This window comes from Lichenihabitans sp. Uapishka_5 (assembly GCF_033947565.1).
GTDB lineage: Bacteria > Pseudomonadota > Alphaproteobacteria > Rhizobiales > Beijerinckiaceae > Lichenihabitans.
Genome location: NZ_JARPVX010000012.1, coordinates 49,857 through 66,214 on the forward strand (window position 1 = coordinate 49,857; position 16,358 = coordinate 66,214).

A 16,358-nucleotide genomic window follows, 5' to 3' on the forward strand; every position below is an offset into this window, starting at 1 on the left:
CTCAGGCCGCGGCGTCTTGCGCAACTTCGCGCACGATGATGGTCAGGTTCGAGAAGGGCTTCTCAATCCGCCCGGCGCGGCCGCGGGCCCGCGGGCTGAAGCGCTTCATGACGAGAGCCTTGCCGACGAAGGCCTGGGCCACGACGAGATCGTCGACGTCCAGGTCGTGATTGTTTTCCGCGTTGGCGATCGCGCTTTCGAGCGTCTTTTTCACGTCGAGGGCAATGCGCTTGCGCGAGAACTGGAGATCGGCCAACGCCGTCTCAACCTTCTTGCCGCGGATCAGCTGGGCCAGCAGGTTAAGCTTCTGGGGGCTGATGCGGATCATTCGCGCAACCGCCTTGGCTTCCGTCTCGCCGAGGTCGCGGGGTGCCTTCTGCTTGCCCATGCTCAGCCCCTCTTGGATTTCTTGTCGGCCGCATGGCCGTGGAAGGTCCGGGTCGGCGCGAACTCGCCGAACTTATGACCGATCATGTCCTCGTTCACCTGCACCGGCACATGCTTGTGACCGTTGTGGACGCCGAAGGTGAGACCCACGAACTGCGGCAAGACGGTGGAGCGACGGCTCCAGATCTTGATGACTTCGCTGCGGCCCGACGCCCGCGAGGTTTCTGCCTTCTTCAGCAGATACCCGTCGACGAACGGACCTTTCCAGATCGAGCGTGACATGGATTAGCCCTTCTTGCGCGCGTGACGGGACTGCACGATGAACGTGCCGGTCTGCTTGTTGGTACGGGTCTTCTTACCCTTGGTCGGCTTGCCCCAGGGCGTGACGGGATGCCGGCCACCCGAGGTGCGGCCTTCGCCGCCACCGTGCGGATGGTCGATCGGGTTCATGGTGACGCCGCGGTTATGCGGGCGCCGACCGAGCCAGCGTGACCGGCCCGCCTTACCATGATTGATGTTCATGTGATCGGGGTTCGACACCGCGCCGACGGTGGCGAAGCACTGACCATGGATCAGTCGCGTCTCGCCCGACGCCTGGCGGATGCTGACATAACCCTGGTCGCGCCCGACGATCTGCACGTAGGTGCCGGCCGAGCGAGCGATCGAGCCACCCTTGCCGATCTTCATCTCAACGTTGTGGACGATGGTCCCGACCGGGATCGCCGACAACGGCATCGCATTGCCGGGCTTCACGTCGACCTGTGCACCAGCCACCACCTTGTCGCCGACGTTCAACCGCTGCGGCGCGATGATGTAGGTCTGCTCGCCGTCCTCATACTTGATGAGGGCGATGAACGACGTGCGGTTCGGGTCGTATTCCAGCCGCTCCACCGTCGCCGACATGTCGAGCTTGCGACGCTTGAAGTCGATGATGCGGTAGGTCTGCTTGTGACCGCCACCACGGAAACGGACGGTCACGCGGCCGGTGTTGTTGCGGCCACCCTTCTCGGAAATGCCTTCAGTCAGCACCTTGAGGGGCTTGCCCTTCCAAAGGCTCGAACGATCGACCTGCACCAACTGGCGGAGGCTCGGCGTGACTGGCTTGTAGGTTTTTAATGCCATGACAGCGTTCCTTGCTCCCTGGTCAGAGGCCGGTGGTGACGTCGATCGTGTGACCTTCGGCCAAACGGACGATGGCCTTCTTCAGGTCGGCCTGGGTGCCCCGGCGACCACGGAAGAACTTGGTCTTGCCCTTGCGGACCAGCGTATTCACGCCTTCGACCTTGACGTTGAACAAGGCCTCGATGGCAGCCTTGATCTGCGCCTTGGTGGCCTCGCGATGAACCTTGAAGGTCACCCGATTGTACTCGGAGGCGAGCGTCGCCTTCTCGGTGATGATCGGTGAGACGATGACGTCGTAGTGGGTGAGGGAATGGCTCATGCGAAGCGGGCCTCCAGAGCGTCCACGGCAGCCCGGGTCAACACCAGCTTCTCCCGACGCAGAATGTCATAAACGTTGATGCCCTGGATCGGCAGGACGTCGATCTGCGGGATGTTGCGCGCCGCGAGCGAAAAGCCCTGGTGCAGCTCGGCACCATCGATGATCAGGGCGTTGGTCAGGCCCAAAGCGCCGAAGCGCTCCTTCAGGAGCTTGGTCTTGCCCTCGTCGAGCGCAGCCTTGTCCCAAATGATGATCTCGCCGCTCTTGGCCTTCGCCGACAAAGCATGCTTCAGCGCCAGGGCACGGACCTTCTTGGGAAGATCATGCGCGAAAGCACGAGCCACAGGGCCATGAGCCTTACCGCCGCCGCGGAACTGCGGCACGCGGGCCGATCCATGACGCGCGGAACCCGTCCCCTTCTGCTTGTACATCTTCTTGCCGGTGCGCCAGACTTCGGCGCGGCCCATGGCGGCGGCCGCCACGTCACGACGCTTCGCCAACTGATAGCGAACCATGCGCGAGATCAGGTCGGGACGCGGCTCGAGGCCAAAGATGGAATCATTCAGCTCGAGCGAGCCGGACGACTGCCCGTCCAGGGAGGTGATGTCGATATTCATGGGTCTCAGGCCTCCGCAGGAGCGGTTTCAGCGGAAGCCGGGGTGGCGTCGCCAGCCGACCGGAACTTGCCAGGAAGGGGGGCATCGGCATGGCGCGGGCGCTTGATGGCGTCCCGCACATAAATGGTGCCACCTGCGACGCCGGGAACAGCGCCTTCGACCAGCAGCAAGCCACGGGCCACATCGGCCTTCACAACCTTGAGGTTTAGCGTGGTGATGCGGTCGGTGCCAAGATGACCGGCCATCTTCTTGTTCTTAAAAGTCTTGCCAGGATCCTGACGACCACCGGTCGAACCGTGCGAACGATGCGACAACGACACACCGTGCGTGGCGCGCAAACCGCCGAAGTTCCAGCGCTTCATCGGGCCGGCGAAGCCCTTACCGGTCGCGGTGCCTGTCACGTCGACGAACTGCCCCTCGACGAAATGATCGGCCGTGATCTCCGCACCGACCGGGATCAGCAGATCCGGGGTGACGCGGAACTCGGCGACTTCCATCTTCGGCTCGACATTGGCCACTGCGAAATGACCACGCTCGGCCTTGGTGACGTTCTTCACCTTGGCCTTGCCGAAGCCGAGCTGCAGCGCCGTGTAACCGTTCTTGGCTTCCGTGCGATGCGCCACAACCTGGCAGCCCTCGAGCTTCAGCACCGTGACCGCAACATGTTCGCCAGCATCTGTGAAGATGCGGGTCATCCCGACCTTCTGGGCGATTACGCCTGACCGCATTGTCAGAAATCCTTCAAGACACATCACATGGAGAGGTGTCGGTTCAAATCAGGGATCAGAGCTTGATTTCGACGTCTACGCCGGCAGCCAGATCCAACTTCATCAGAGCGTCGACCGTCTGCGGGGTCGGGTCGACGATGTCAAGCACGCGCTTGTGGGTGCGGATCTCGAACTGCTCACGCGACTTCTTGTCGACGTGGGGCGAACGGTTCACCGTGAACTTCTCGATCCGGGTCGGCAGCGGAATGGGGCCGCGCACCTGAGCGCCCGTGCGACGCGCAGTCGACACGATCTCCTTCGTGGACGCGTCGAGGACGCGATGGTCGAAGGCTTTGAGGCGGATACGGATGTTTTGACCGTTCATGTTCTCATCCTTTGATCAAGGTGGAGCGGGAGCAGGGCTCCCGCTCCCCTAGATCGCCTCTTACTCGATGATCGTCGCGACGACGCCGGCGCCAACCGTGCGGCCACCCTCGCGGATAGCGAAGCGCAGCTTCTCCTCCATGGCGATCGGCACGATCAGCGCCACGTCCATGGAAATGTTGTCACCCGGCATCACCATCTCGGTGCCCTCGGGAAGCGTCACGATGCCGGTCACGTCCGTGGTGCGGAAGTAGAACTGCGGACGATAGTTGGTGAAGAACGGCGTGTGACGGCCACCTTCGTCCTTGGTGAGAATGTAGGCCTCGGCCTTGAACTTGGTGTGGGGCTTCACGGAGCCGGGCTTGCACAGGATCTGGCCGCGCTCGACGTCTTCGCGCTTCGTGCCGCGCAGCAGGCAACCGACGTTGTCGCCAGCCTCGCCCTGGTCGAGCAGCTTGCGGAACATCTCGACGCCGGTGACGGTCGACTTCACGGTCGGACGAATACCGACGATCTCGATTTCCTCACCAACCTTGATGATGCCGCGCTCGATGCGGCCCGTCACCACCGTGCCGCGACCCGAGATCGAGAACACGTCCTCTACCGGCATCAGGAAGGGCAGGTTCTTCGGGCGCTCAGGCTGCGGAATGTAGGCGTCGACGGTTTCCATCAGCTTCAGGATGGCGTCGTGGCCGATCTCGGGCTGCTTGTTCTCGAGCGCGCACAGTGCCGAGCCCTTGGTGATCGGAATGTCGTCGCCGGGGAACTCGTACTTCGACAACAGCTCGCGAACCTCGAGCTCGACGAGCTCCAGGAGCTCCTCGTCGTCGACCATGTCGACCTTGTTGAGGAACACGACGAGCGCCGGCACACCGACCTGACGGGCGAGAAGAATGTGCTCGCGGGTCTGCGGCATCGGGCCGTCGGCGGCTGACACCACCAGAATGGCGCCGTCCATCTGCGCGGCGCCGGTGATCATGTTCTTCACATAATCGGCGTGGCCGGGGCAATCGACGTGGGCGTAATGGCGGTTTGCGGTCTCGTATTCGACGTGAGCCGTCGAGATGGTGATACCACGGGCCTTCTCTTCCGGGGCCTTGTCGATCTGGTCGTAGGCCGTGAAGGTGGCGCCGCCCTTTTCAGCCAGCACCTTGGTGATGGCCGCGGTCAACGACGTCTTGCCATGGTCGACGTGACCGATGGTGCCAATGTTGCAATGCGGCTTATTACGGGAGAACTTTTCCTTAGCCATGAATGGCTCCTCTTAAACCTTGAACAGGCTCAGCTGGATGATGGGGTCGGGTGGCTCAGGCGTATTTCGCCTGAACCTTGGCGGCCTCACCCGCCGGCACCTGCTCGTAATGGTCGAACTGCATCGTGTAGTTAGCGCGGCCCTGCGAGAAGGAGCGCAACTGGTTGACGTAGCCAAACATATTGGCGAGCGGCACCATCGCGTTGATGACATTCGCGTTGCCGCGCATGTCCTGGCCCTGGATCTGCCCGCGACGCGAGTTCAGATCGCCGATGACCGAACCCGTGTAGTCTTCCGGCGTCACGACCTCAACCTTCATGATCGGCTCGAGCAGCACGGAGCCACCCTTCTGGAGAGCCTCACGGAAGGCCGCACGCGACGCGATTTCGAAGGCCAGAACCGACGAGTCGACATCGTGGAAGGCACCGTCGATCAGGGTCGCCTTGGTGTCGACCACCGGGAAGCCGGCGATGACGCCCGACCCCATGACCGAGTTGATGCCCTTCTCGACGCCGGGGATGAACTCCTTCGGCACCGAGCCGCCGACGATCTTCGACTCGAAGATATTGCCCTTGCCGGTCTCATTCGGCTCGAAGACGATCTTGACGCGAGCGAACTGGCCCGTGCCACCGGTCTGCTTCTTATGGGTGTAGTCCTGCTCGACCCGCTTGGTCAGCTTCTCGCGGTACGCCACCTGAGGCGCGCCGATATTGGCATCTACCTTGTAGGTGCGGCGCAGGATGTCGACCTTGATGTCGAGGTGAAGCTCGCCCATCCCCTTCAGGATGGTCTGGCCCGACTCCTGGTCGGTCGACACGCGGAAGGACGGGTCCTCGGCAGCCAGCTTCGACAGGGCGATGCCCAGCTTCTCCTGGTCGGCCTTGGACTTCGGCTCGATCGCGATCTCGATGACCGGCTCGGGGAATTCCATGCGTTCTAGCACGACCTGCTTCTGGAGATCGCACAGGGTGTCACCCGTCCGCGTGTCCTTGAGACCGGCCAGCGCCACGATGTCGCCCGAAAAGGCTTCCTTCACGTCTTCGCGGTTGTTCGCATGCATCAGAAGCATGCGACCGACACGCTCCTTCTTCTCCTTGGTCGAGTTCATGACCGTGGTGCCGGTCTCGACCTTGCCGGAGTAGACGCGGCAGAAGGTGATCGTGCCGACGAAGGGGTCGTCCATGATCTTGAAGGCGAGCATCGAGAAGGGCTCATCGTCGCCCGGCAGGCGAACGACTTCCTTGTCGGTGTCGACCTCGATGCCCTTGATGGCTTCGCGATCGATCGGCGAGGGCAGGTAATCCACCACGGCGTCGAGCAGGGGCTGCACGCCCTTGTTCTTGAAGGCGGTTCCGCACAACACCGGGATAAAGGTGATGTGACGCACGGCCTTGCGGATGCACGCCTTCAGCGTGGCTTCATCCGGCTCGGTGCCGTCGAGGTAAGCCGCCATGGCGTCGTCATCGAGCTCGACCGCCGCCTCGATCAGGGCGAAACGGTATTCCGCCGCCTTCTCGACCATGTCGGCCGGGATTTCTTCGTCGTGGAAGGACGCGCCGAGGTTTTCATTGTCCCAAACGACCGCCTTCATGCGGACGAGGTCGATGATGCCCTTGAAGTCCGATTCCGCGCCGATCGGCAACTGGATGCAGATGGCACGACCCGCAACACGCGTCTTGATGTCGTCGACGCACTTATAGAAGTCGGCGCCGATCTTATCCATCTTGTTGACGAACACGATGCGGGGCACGTTGTACTTGTCCGCCTGGCGCCAGACCGTCTCGGTCTGGGGCTCCACGCCCTGGTTGCCGTCGAGCACGCAAACAGCGCCGTCGAGCACGCGGAGCGAGCGCTCCACCTCGATGGTGAAGTCGACGTGGCCGGGCGTGTCGATGATGTTCAGGCGATGATCGTTCCAGAACGTCGTCGTCGCGGCAGACGTGATCGTTATGCCGCGTTCCTGCTCCTGCTCCATCCAGTCCATGGTCGCGGCGCCGTCGTGGACTTCGCCGATCTTATGGGACTTGCCGGAATAATAAAGGATCCGCTCGGTCGTCGTCGTCTTGCCCGCGTCGATGTGGGCCATGATGCCGAAGTTGCGGTAGTCCTCGATTTTATGGCTGCGAGGCATGGGGAGATCCTTGGAAGGCTGAAACGCCGATTACCAACGGTAGTGGGAGAAGGCGCGGTTCGCCTCCGCCATGCGGTGTGTGTCTTCGCGCTTCTTCACCGCGTTGCCGCGGTTGTTGGAAGCGTCGATCAACTCGTTCGAAAGACGGTCGACCATGGTCTTGTCGTTGCGGGCGCGGGCCGCCGTGATGAGCCAGCGGATCGCCAAAGCCTGACGACGCTCCGGCCGAACCTCGACCGGCACCTGGTAGGTGGCGCCACCAACGCGGCGCGACCGCACTTCGATCGACGGCGCGACGTTGTCGAGCGCCTGCTGGAAGATCGGCAGCGGCTCGGTGCGGAGCTTGGTCTCGACGATCTCGAAAGCGCCGTAGACGATCTGCTCGGCGGTCGACTTCTTTCCATCATACATGATGGAATTCATGAACTTGGTGAGCGTCACATCCCCGTACTTGGCGTCCGGGTGGATCTCACGCTTTTCTGCGCTATGGCGACGGGACATGGGAGACCGTTCCTAAAATCGTTACTTCGGACGCTTCGCGCCATACTTCGAGCGGCGCTGCTTCCGGTTCTTCACGCCCTGCGTGTCGAGCACGCCGCGGAGGATGTGGTAGCGCACGCCCGGCAGATCCTTCACGCGACCGCCGCGGATCATCACCACGGAATGTTCCTGAAGGTTGTGACCTTCGCCCGGAATGTAGCCGATGACTTCGAAGCCGTTGGTCAAGCGAACCTTGGCAACCTTACGGAGCGCCGAGTTCGGCTTCTTCGGCGTCGTCGTATAGACACGCGTGCACACGCCACGCTTCTGCGGGCTCTGCTGAAGCGCCGGCACCTTGTTCCGTGCGGTAACTGCAACCCGCGGCTTGCGGATCAACTGGCTGATCGTCGGCATCCATTCCGCCCTGTTGTGGCCGCCGCCCTTCGGCGACGCCCCTGGCCCAAACATCATCACACCCCGGCCGGCCCAGCCGTGACGTGGCGCCAACACAAAGCAATACACCGCATTCAGCCCGATCGGGCCGGATGCGCCGCAATGCAGAGGACCGAAGGTGAAGCACCCTCGTTCTTGCCTTCTGCTCCGGCTCGAAAGCTGGAGATGACTTGTTACGCAGTCTCAGGAGACGCCAACGGCGTTTAGGCTTCCTTGGGTCGGGAACGCGTCGTTCCGGAACGGTGGATGCCTACGGCCCGTTGAATGTGAAGTCGCTCTTAAGGGCTTGCCGTTGGGGCGTCAACGATTTTCTTGCCGGATCGCCCCTGCGCAACGGCGCGGCCGGGCGCGGATGGCGCCAATCGTCTAAGCTGTCCAGTCGATCGGTTCAGCGCACCACGGCGGCTGGCGGCCGCACGCGACTGTGGTCCTCGAGGCCGCGTAACAGCTGATCGAAATAGGTGATGGTCTTGCCGAGGCCTGCCTTCAGCGGCGTCGTCGGGGCCCAGCCGAGCTTTTCGGCCGCCTGGGTGATGTCGGGCTGGCGCTGGCGCGGGTCGTCGACCGGTAGGGGACGGAACACGATCTCGGACCGACTGCCGACAAGCTCGATGATCATTTCGGCAAGCTCCAGCATGGAGAACTCGCCTGGGTTGCCGAGGTTGATCGGCCCGGTCACCGCCTTGTCGGTGCCCATCAGCCGGATCAGCCCGTCAACGAGATCCTCGACGTAGCAAAAGGAGCGGGTCTGCTTTCCATTGCCGTAGATCGTAATGGGGTCGCCCTTCAGGGCCTGCACGACGAAGTTCGACACGACGCGCCCGTCGTTCGGCAGCATGCGCGGCCCATAGGTGTTGAAGATGCGCGCCACCTTGATGTGGACGTCGTGCTGGCGCCGGTAATCGAAGAACAGCGTTTCGGCGCAGCGCTTGCCCTCGTCGTAGCAGGACCGCGGGCCGATCGGGTTGACGTTGCCCCAATAGCCTTCGGTCTGCGGATGGACGCTCGGATCGCCGTATACCTCAGAGGTCGAGGCCTGCAGCACCTTGGCCTTCACCCGCTTGGCGAGGCCCAGCATGTTGATGGCGCCGATAACGCTGGTCTTCGTGGTCTGCACGGGGTCGAATTGGTAGTGCACCGGCGACGCCGGGCAGGCCATGTTGTAGATCTCGTCGACCTCGGCGAAGTACGGCAGCGTGATGTCGTGGCGCACCACCTCGAACATCGGGTTGGCCAGCAGATGGGCGATGTTGGCCCGACGGCCGGTGAAGAAGTTGTCGACGCACACCACCGGATTGCCGGCATCGAGAAGCTTCTCGCACAGGTAGGAGCCCACGAAACCGGCCCCGCCCGTAATCAAGACAGTCTTCTGGAGGTGCATGGCCGGGCTTTCGCGGACGATGGGATGCGGGCCGATCGGCTAGGCTGATCAAGGCACCAAAACCCTAGGCAGCACCATGAAATCCGTCAACACGCCGCCACGGCCGCCAACGCTTCGACGGTCGCCGGCGGCATCGGCCCGGCGCACTTCCGGCGCCGGGCCGATGCAAGGGCGTCAGGCCGGCGTCAGGCCGGCGTCAGTGCGGCGACCTCGTGCAGCGCGGTCTCGACCGAGGCCTCGCGCTGATCCGGGCCAAGCGCGATGCCCTCCGCCACGATCACCTCGAGATTGGTGACGCCCATGAAGCCGAACACGGTGCGCAGATAGGTTTCGGCATGTTCGGCCGGACGATGCGGCGACCCCGGCGCATACACGCCGCCGCGCGCGACCGTGAGGATCACCCGCTTGCCGCCCGCGAGACCTTCCGGCCCATTGGCGGTGTAGCGGAACGTCTTGCCGGCCACGAGCACGCGATCGATCCACGCCTTGAGCTGGCTCGGCACCGTGAAATTATACAGCGCCACGCCGATCACGACCGTGTCGGCCGCAAGAAACTCCTCGAGCACGCGCCCACCGAGCGCCAGATCTTCCTGCATGGCCTGGTCGTGCTGCACGTCCGGGCTCTGTCCGGCCAGATAGGCACCCGAAAGATGGCTGATCGGCTGCGCCGCGAGGTCGTGATAGATGTCCTTCAGGCCGGGCGCTTCCGCCTTCAGGCGGGCCACGACGGCGGCCGACAGCTTGCGGCTGACCGAGTGGTCACCGAGGATGCTGGAATCGAGATGCAGAAGCGTCATGGTCGTCCTTTGCTTGCGCGGTGTTAGACAGGGCCGCACTACAATCGGAACCGCCCGGCGCCGCAAGAAGGCACATGCATGACACCAGGGTCGATCGACACCACCGTCCCGCCTTCGGCCGAAGGCTGCCAGGCCCCGCGGGAGGTTCTGGCCCGGGTGGGCGACAAATGGAGCGTGCAGATCGTGCTGACGCTCGATGCCGGGCCCCACCGGTTCAACCAGCTGCGTCGCGGCATCCCAGGCATTTCACAACGCATGCTGACGCTGACGCTGCGTGGGCTCGAGCGCGACGGGCTGGTGGAGCGGACATCCTTCGACACGGTGCCGCCCCGGGTCGATTATGCACTGACGGCGTTGGGACGGTCGTTGGCGGAGCCGGTGCGACGGCTGGGCGCCTGGGCCCAGGCCAACCACACGCACATTCGAGCGGCCCGTACGGATTTCGACGAGCGCGGCGGCGCGGCGCGGCGCTCGGATCCGGCCACCCTGGCGTCCGCTTCGGCCTGACAGCCGTCAGGGCGCCAGCGCCAGGCGGTCGCGCCCGCCCCGCTTCGCCTCATAAAGCGCGGCATCGGCGCGATCCATCAGCGCGTCGAGGCCGGTCGCGTCGGTAAGGCGGCTCGCGCCGATGCTGAGGGTCGCCGCAAGGCCTGGCGGCAGGAAGCTGGCCCCGGCGATCGCAAGATCGGCCCGCAGCACGCGGGCGATGACGCTGAGCTCCACCCCATCGAGGTCGGGCGCCAGGGCGATGAATTCGTCGCCGCCGAACCGCGCCGCCACGGCGCCTTGCGGCAAGCGGGCCAGCAGCCCTTCGGCCAAGGCCACCAGCAGCCGGTCGCCGGCCGCGTGGCCTGCGGTGTCGTTGACAGCCTTGAAGTGGTCCACATCGAGCAGCAGCAGCATGCCCGGGCACGGCAGCAAAGCCGCGGCACGCTCGCGAAAGGCGCGCCGGTTGAGGAGGCCGGTCAGCGGGTCGCGTTCGGCCAAGGTCGCGGTGTGCTCTTCCCGCCGGCGGCGCACGGCGGCTGCCATCAGCAAGGCCAGCAGCACTTCCACAAGGATGCCCTCGAAGAGCGACAGCTGGATCAGCAGCCCCTTGTAGCCCATCATGTCGATAAAGGCGCCCGGGGCCGAGATCAGGGCCGTCTTGATTGCGTAGAAGGCGCCATGGGCCAGGAACACGGCGCCGAAGCGGCGCGACGACAGATCCGCGGCGCCGACCGACAACGCCAGCCAGGCGGTCCATAGCGAAAGCACGCAAACCAGCATGGCATTGGTTCTGCCGAAGATGCCGCTATGGGCGGCGTCGATCGGCACAAGCAGCAGTAGGCCCCATGGCGCCAACAGCGCCCACCACAGCAGCGTCGTGTGGCGGCCCGTGAACACAGTGGTGCCGCGCAGAAACAACAGATGGGCGACGATCAGCAGGCCGTTGGCGAACCAGACGCCCAGCAGGGGCGACGCGGCATAGCGCAACGGCGACAGGCTGCAGCCCACCACGATCGCCGCGAAGCCGGCGCTCCACAGGATCAAGGCGGGATCGCCGATGGCGCGCCATTCGAAGAACAAGAACGCCGCGGCGATCAGCGAGATCGCCAGCGTCAGCAGCAACAGGGTGGGCGCGTCGATCGCCATTGCGTCGGATCAATAAGAGAAACGCGCCATAGCTAGCCGCACAGGCTTGCTAAAACCTTCATCGTTCGAGGCTTTCTCAAGGGACAAGCATTCGGCGACTTGGCTTTTGCCGTTGGCGATCCGCCCGGCGGCCCAGCAACCCTACAGGAGCCGACCCGGCAGAACCGGGGCAGGAGCCCCGGCCGCCGCCCCTTTCAGGACGCCGGATTGGCGGGCCTCGCGCAGGGCCCGGTTGGCGAGGCCATCGACGCGCTCGTTATGCGGGTCGCCGTTGTGGCCCCGCACCCAGCGGGTTTGCAGCGTGCGGGCATCGGCCAGCGCGAACAGCGCCTTCCACAAAGCGAGGTTCGACACGGGCTTGCCTTCGGCATTGCGGAAGCCGCGGCGCTCCCAGCCCTTGCGCCATTCGGTGAGGCCCTTCAGCACATATTGGCTGTCCGACACGAGTTCCACCGGCGCGCCCACCGGCACGCGGCCAAGCCCCTCGATGGCGGCCGTCAATTCCGCGATCTGGTTGGTGCCGTGGCCGATGAAGCCGTAATGCTCGACACCTTCGGCGGCCCCGGGGGCGATGAGGTAGAGGCCCCAGGCACAGGGTCCGGGGTTGGTGGGGGCGCAAGCGCCGTCCGTATAGGCGATCCAGGTCATCGGCGAGCTTTAGCCCGGCAGGCCATAGATTCGCGAGTCCTCGACGCCGACGTGGAAGCGCAATTTGGCCAGATATTCGCGCGGGTCCTTGGGCTTCACCAGGGCACCGGGCGGCACGTTCAGCCAGTCGACCAGCCGGGTCAGCATGAACCGCAGGGCCGAGCCGCGCGCCAGCACCGGCAGCGCCGCTGCCTCGGCGGGATTGAGCGGCCGCACCGCCGCATAGCCTTCCATCAGGGCGCGGCCGCGCGCCGGATCGAAGCGGTGGTCGGCGTCGAAGCACCAAGCATTGAGGCAGATCGACAGATCGTAGGCGAAGCTGTCCGTACAGGCGAAGTAGAAGTCGATGAGGCCGGACAGCCGGTCGCCGAGAAAGAACACGTTGTCGGGGAAGAGATCGGCGTGGATGACGCCCATCGGCAGGCCGACCGGCCAGCGCGCCTCGATATCCGCGAGGGCGGCGGCCGCCTCGGCGGCCAGGCCCGGCACGACGGTGTCGGCCCGGGCGCCGGCCTGGGCCAGCAACCCATGCCAGCCCGCGACCGAGAGCGGATTGGGCCGCCCCATCGGGAAATTCGCCACGGCGAGATGCAGTTGGGCCAGCACGGCGCCGAGCGCCCCGCAATGGATCGGCTGCGGATCGGCGATCCACACGCCATCGAGAAATGTCATGATGGCGGCGGGCCGACCGCACAGCGTGCCCAGGGCCGCGCCGGCGCGGTTGGGCACCGGCTGCGGACAGGTCAATCCCTTGGCGGCCAGATGTTCCAATAAGGCCACGAAGAACGGCAGGTCGCCGGCCGCGACGCGCTTTTCGTAGAGCGTCAGGATATAGGTGCCGGCCGTGGTGCCGAGCAGGAAGTTCGAGTTCTCGACGCCTTCCGCGATGCCCTTCAGCGCCGTCAGGCCGCCGATGTCATAAGTCCGGAGAAAGCCGTCCAGGTCGCTGGCCGACACATCGGTATAGACCGCCATGGGATGCGGCGCCGTGCGGGGCTGCCCGGGCTCTCAGGCGAGCGCGGGCGCGCCCTGGGTGACGGGCCGCAGTTCGCGCGGCAACGGGAAGAACATGTTCTCCTGCACGGTGGCGACCGTCTCGACCTCGATCGTGTATTTTTCCGCGAAGGCGTCGATGATCTCCTCGACCAGCACTTCCGGGGCCGAAGCGCCGGCCGTGATGCCGATCGTCCTGATGCCGTCCATATGGGTCCAGTCGATGTCGGACGCCCGCAGCACGAGCTGGCTGTTCTTGCAGCCCTCGCGCTCGCTGACTTCCTTCAGACGCTGGGAGTTCGACGAATTGGCAGACCCCACCACCAGCAGCGCATCCACCTTGTGGGCGATCTGCTTGACGGCTTCCTGCCGGTTGGTGGTGGCGTAACAGATGTCTTCCTTGTGGGGGCTGACGATGGTCGGGAAGCGCAGCTTCAGCGTATCGACGATACCCTGCGTGTCGTCGACCGACAGGGTCGTCTGCGTCACGAAGGCAAGGGAGCTTTGCGACAGTTCCGTGCCGCGCGCATCCGCCAAACGATGCACGTCCTCGATGTTCTCGACCAGGATGACGGCGCCCTGCGGCAATTGGCCAAGCGTGCCCACCACCTCCGGATGGCCGGCATGGCCGACCAGGATCACCCGATGGCCGCGGCGGTGATGCAGCTCTGCTTCGCGATGCACCTTGGTGACCAGCGGGCAGGTCGCGTCGATGGCGAACATCTTGCGCTGCGACGCCTCGGCCGGCACGGATTTCGGCACGCCATGGGCCGAAAAGATCACCGGCGCCTCGGTATCGGGGATCTCGTCGAGTTCCTCGACGAAGATGGCACCCTTTTTCTTCAGGCTCTCGACCACGTATTTGTTATGCACGATCTCGTGCCGCACATAGACCGGCGGCCCATAGATCGACAAAGCCTGCTCCACCGCGTCGATGGCGCGGATCACGCCGGCGCAAAAGCCCCTCGGGGCGCAAAGCATCACGAGCAGCGGCGGCTTGGTCATGGCGGGAGCCTGGAACGTCATGGCCAATGTCTTGCGGGAAGTGGCCGCGCCGGTCAAGCTGAAGCGCGGCCGTCGCAGCGTTACGGGTCAGGCGGCGTGGCGTTCCGCATCCCAGCGGCGCCGCAACTCGGCCTGGGCAGCACCCTTGCGGGCCGTCGTCCACGCCCTCTGCCGCGTGGCATCGGCGCGGGCCGCGAGACCAAGCGTCGGGTCGCGGAACAGCGGGTCCGCCGCAACGCTCCACACGTCCTGCCGGGTCAGCCCGATGTCGCGCAGCATGTGATCGTTCATGGCGCCGATCTGGCCCAGCACGCGACGGCGCAGCAGCGCCACCCCAAGGGCGCGGACGGCCGCAAGCAAAGGGGCTGCGGACAGAATGACGGGTCCCATGACGGCCGGGCGGGACATTGGTGGCTCCTCAGGTATGGGCCGGGACAGGATCGTGCCGGCCCGCTTGACCTAAGCCGTTGCGGCGCATCAGAATAACGAATGTTTCCGATGGCTGAAATCAGCATCGCAAATGGGACGTTTCGCCGATGGCCGCCTTGCTGGACATGGATCAGCTGCGCACGTTCGTAGCCATCGCCGATACGGGCTCATTTACCCGCGCGGCCGACGCGGTGCACAAAACCCAGTCGGCCGTGTCGATGCAGATGAAGAAGCTCGAGGAGCGCATCGGCCGGGCCATCTTCGCGCGCGATGGCCGAGCCTCGCGGCTGACCGAAGACGGGCTGCGGCTTGCCGATTACGCCCGGCGCATCCTCCGGCTGAACGGCGAGGCGCTGGCGAGCTTCACCGCCATGGAGCTGGCCGGCCACGTGCGGCTCGGCCTGCCGGACGATTACGCGGATCGCTACCTGCCCGAGATCCTGGCCCGGTTCTCGGAATCGAACCCGCGGGTCGAGGTCACGGTGGTGTGCGAACCCACCCCGATGCTGGTCAGCCGCATCGCGGCCGGCGACCTCGACCTCGCCATCATCACCCATGTGGACGCCAAGGGGCGGGCCAGCATCATCCGCACCGAGCGCTTGCTGTGGGTCACTTCGGCCCGGCACGGGGTGCATGAGGCCACGCCCGTGCCCCTGGCGCTCGGCCGGCTCGATTGCACCTGGCGGCAGGCCGCGACGGCCGAGCTCGACGATGCGGGCATCAATTATCGGGTGCTGTATTCGAGCTGGAACTCGACCGCGGTCGGGGCCGCGGTGCTGGCCGGTCTTGCGGTCTCGGTGCTGCCCGAAAGCGCGCTCAGGCCCGGCATGCGGGTGCTCGGCCCTTCGGACGGGTTTCCGGCCCTGCCGTCCTGCAAGATCGCGCTGCTGCGCAACGGCTTCGAGCCTTCGCGACTGGCCGACGCGCTGGCGGCCTTGATCGCCACGAGCCTCGACAACCTTTCGGGCGCCACCGGGCCGGAGGCCGCAGCCGCTACCTGAAGCCGCTCATCAAGGGGCCGAGAAACAAGGCATTGAGCTTGTTGCCGATGCCGGTCGCCCCCGTCACGATCAAGATGGAGACCATGCCTGCGATCGTCGCATATTCGATGCTGGTTGCGCCGCTGCGGCTGATGAGAAATCGAGCGATCACGTCATGAAGCCCCCGGTGCCGATCGTCGACGCTAGGGTCGCAATGCCATCGATTCCTTAACGCGATCGGGAAAACCGAGACCGAACAAGGAGAAAAGGCCCGCGCCGAAGCGCGGACCTGACGCTATGGTGAAGAAAGGCGTCGATTACATCGTCTTCTTCATCGCCTTCTTCGACATGTGCTTCTTGGCCATATGCTTCTTGGCCATCGTCTTCTTCGGCATCGCGGCGGTGTCGGCGGCGGCCGGGTCGCCCGTGGGCGCGCTCATCGCACCGGCGGCCGGCGCCGCCATGGCGCCACCGGCCGCGGGTGCCGCGCTCGGGTCCGTCTGGGCGAAGGCCGTGCCGAGACCGAGAACCGAAACCGTGCAGGCCAAAACAAGCGTCTTGCGGATCGAAACCATGATGATCTCCCCAGATCGAACAAACCCCGGAGGGCCGCCCGCGAGCCATTCGCGGGCCAAGCG

Annotated in this window: 22 protein-coding genes; 2 read left to right on the top strand and 20 right to left on the bottom strand. The window is 64.8% G+C overall.

Annotated features, from left to right (window positions below):
* Nucleotide 1: 1 nt before the first annotated feature.
* From rplV to P7D22_RS07515, 13 genes are all read right to left on the bottom strand, one after another.
* Complete coding sequence (rplV, locus tag P7D22_RS07455) at nt 2–388, bottom strand: 50S ribosomal protein L22 (protein ID WP_319933593.1); 387 nt, start codon at nt 386–388, stop codon at nt 2–4.
* 2 nt (nt 389–390) lie between these two features.
* Entirely contained in the window at nt 391–669 is a 279-nt protein-coding gene (rpsS, locus tag P7D22_RS07460; RefSeq protein ID WP_319933594.1) for a 30S ribosomal protein S19, read from the bottom strand.
* Between the two features lie 3 nt (nt 670–672).
* The gene (gene rplB, locus P7D22_RS07465) at nt 673–1,509 is read right to left on the bottom strand and encodes a 50S ribosomal protein L2 (RefSeq protein WP_319933595.1); all 837 of its coding nucleotides are present in this window, start codon (nt 1,507–1,509) and stop codon (nt 673–675) included.
* A 22-nt stretch (nt 1,510–1,531) separates the two neighbouring features.
* The gene (locus tag P7D22_RS07470) at nt 1,532–1,828 is read right to left on the bottom strand and encodes a 50S ribosomal protein L23 (RefSeq protein WP_319933596.1); all 297 of its coding nucleotides are present in this window, start codon (nt 1,826–1,828) and stop codon (nt 1,532–1,534) included.
* The gene (gene rplD / locus P7D22_RS07475; protein ID WP_319933597.1) at nt 1,825–2,445 is read right to left on the bottom strand and encodes a 50S ribosomal protein L4; all 621 of its coding nucleotides are present in this window, start codon (nt 2,443–2,445) and stop codon (nt 1,825–1,827) included. Before rplD ends, P7D22_RS07470 begins: the two co-directional genes overlap by 4 nt.
* A gap of 5 nt (nt 2,446–2,450) precedes the next feature.
* Nucleotides 2,451–3,173, bottom strand: coding sequence for a 50S ribosomal protein L3 (rplC, locus tag P7D22_RS07480; RefSeq protein WP_319933598.1), 723 nt, complete (start codon nt 3,171–3,173; stop codon nt 2,451–2,453).
* Nucleotides 3,174–3,228: 55 nt separating this feature from the next.
* Nucleotides 3,229–3,537, bottom strand: coding sequence for a 30S ribosomal protein S10 (rpsJ, locus tag P7D22_RS07485; protein WP_131118053.1), 309 nt, complete (start codon nt 3,535–3,537; stop codon nt 3,229–3,231).
* A 60-nt stretch (nt 3,538–3,597) separates the two neighbouring features.
* Nucleotides 3,598–4,788, bottom strand: coding sequence for an elongation factor Tu (gene tuf, locus P7D22_RS07490; protein ID WP_319933599.1), 1,191 nt, complete (start codon nt 4,786–4,788; stop codon nt 3,598–3,600).
* Nucleotides 4,789–4,843: 55 nt separating this feature from the next.
* On the bottom strand, nt 4,844–6,919 hold the full coding sequence (gene fusA, locus P7D22_RS07495) for an elongation factor G (RefSeq protein ID WP_319933600.1): 2,076 nt from the start codon (nt 6,917–6,919) through the stop codon (nt 4,844–4,846).
* A gap of 30 nt (nt 6,920–6,949) precedes the next feature.
* Nucleotides 6,950–7,420, bottom strand: coding sequence for a 30S ribosomal protein S7 (gene rpsG / locus P7D22_RS07500; protein WP_319933601.1), 471 nt, complete (start codon nt 7,418–7,420; stop codon nt 6,950–6,952).
* Nucleotides 7,421–7,441: 21 nt separating this feature from the next.
* Entirely contained in the window at nt 7,442–7,813 is a 372-nt protein-coding gene (gene rpsL / locus P7D22_RS07505) for a 30S ribosomal protein S12 (protein ID WP_319933602.1), read from the bottom strand.
* 427 nt (nt 7,814–8,240) lie between these two features.
* Nucleotides 8,241–9,233, bottom strand: a complete 993-nt coding sequence (locus tag P7D22_RS07510; protein ID WP_319933603.1) for a UDP-glucuronic acid decarboxylase family protein — start codon at nt 9,231–9,233, stop codon at nt 8,241–8,243.
* 185 nt (nt 9,234–9,418) lie between these two features.
* Complete coding sequence (locus P7D22_RS07515) at nt 9,419–10,030, bottom strand: FMN-dependent NADH-azoreductase (RefSeq protein ID WP_319933604.1); 612 nt, start codon at nt 10,028–10,030, stop codon at nt 9,419–9,421.
* Nucleotides 10,031–10,108: 78 nt separating this feature from the next.
* Between P7D22_RS07515 and P7D22_RS07520 the strand changes: the two genes are divergently transcribed.
* Nucleotides 10,109–10,537, top strand: a complete 429-nt coding sequence (locus tag P7D22_RS07520) for a winged helix-turn-helix transcriptional regulator (protein WP_319933605.1) — start codon at nt 10,109–10,111, stop codon at nt 10,535–10,537.
* 6 nt (nt 10,538–10,543) lie between these two features.
* Here the strand turns inward: P7D22_RS07520 and P7D22_RS07525 are convergent, their stop codons facing one another.
* From P7D22_RS07525 to P7D22_RS07545, 5 genes are all read right to left on the bottom strand, one after another.
* The gene (locus P7D22_RS07525; RefSeq protein ID WP_319933606.1) at nt 10,544–11,665 is read right to left on the bottom strand and encodes a GGDEF domain-containing protein; all 1,122 of its coding nucleotides are present in this window, start codon (nt 11,663–11,665) and stop codon (nt 10,544–10,546) included.
* Nucleotides 11,666–11,806: 141 nt separating this feature from the next.
* Complete coding sequence (locus tag P7D22_RS07530) at nt 11,807–12,313, bottom strand: ribonuclease H family protein (protein WP_319933607.1); 507 nt, start codon at nt 12,311–12,313, stop codon at nt 11,807–11,809.
* 9 nt (nt 12,314–12,322) lie between these two features.
* Nucleotides 12,323–13,288, bottom strand: coding sequence for a homoserine kinase (locus P7D22_RS07535; protein ID WP_319933608.1), 966 nt, complete (start codon nt 13,286–13,288; stop codon nt 12,323–12,325).
* A 33-nt stretch (nt 13,289–13,321) separates the two neighbouring features.
* Nucleotides 13,322–14,332, bottom strand: coding sequence for a 4-hydroxy-3-methylbut-2-enyl diphosphate reductase (gene ispH / locus P7D22_RS07540; protein ID WP_442916045.1), 1,011 nt, complete (start codon nt 14,330–14,332; stop codon nt 13,322–13,324).
* Between the two features lie 66 nt (nt 14,333–14,398).
* Complete coding sequence (locus P7D22_RS07545; protein ID WP_319933609.1) at nt 14,399–14,719, bottom strand: DUF1127 domain-containing protein; 321 nt, start codon at nt 14,717–14,719, stop codon at nt 14,399–14,401.
* Nucleotides 14,720–14,847: 128 nt separating this feature from the next.
* Here P7D22_RS07545 and P7D22_RS07550 point away from each other — a divergent pair, with 128 nt between their 5' ends.
* Entirely contained in the window at nt 14,848–15,741 is an 894-nt protein-coding gene (locus P7D22_RS07550; protein WP_319933610.1) for a LysR substrate-binding domain-containing protein, read from the top strand.
* Here the strand turns inward: P7D22_RS07550 and P7D22_RS07555 are convergent.
* Both P7D22_RS07555 and P7D22_RS07560 read right to left on the bottom strand, forming a co-directional pair.
* A complete protein-coding gene (locus tag P7D22_RS07555) occupies nt 15,734–15,892 on the bottom strand; it encodes a Flp family type IVb pilin (protein ID WP_319933611.1) in 159 nt (52 codons plus the stop codon). The two genes, P7D22_RS07550 and P7D22_RS07555, sit on opposite strands and share 8 nt — an antisense overlap.
* Nucleotides 15,893–16,037: 145 nt before the next feature.
* Nucleotides 16,038–16,295, bottom strand: coding sequence for a hypothetical protein (locus P7D22_RS07560; protein WP_319933612.1), 258 nt, complete (start codon nt 16,293–16,295; stop codon nt 16,038–16,040).
* Nucleotides 16,296–16,358 lie beyond the last annotated feature (63 nt).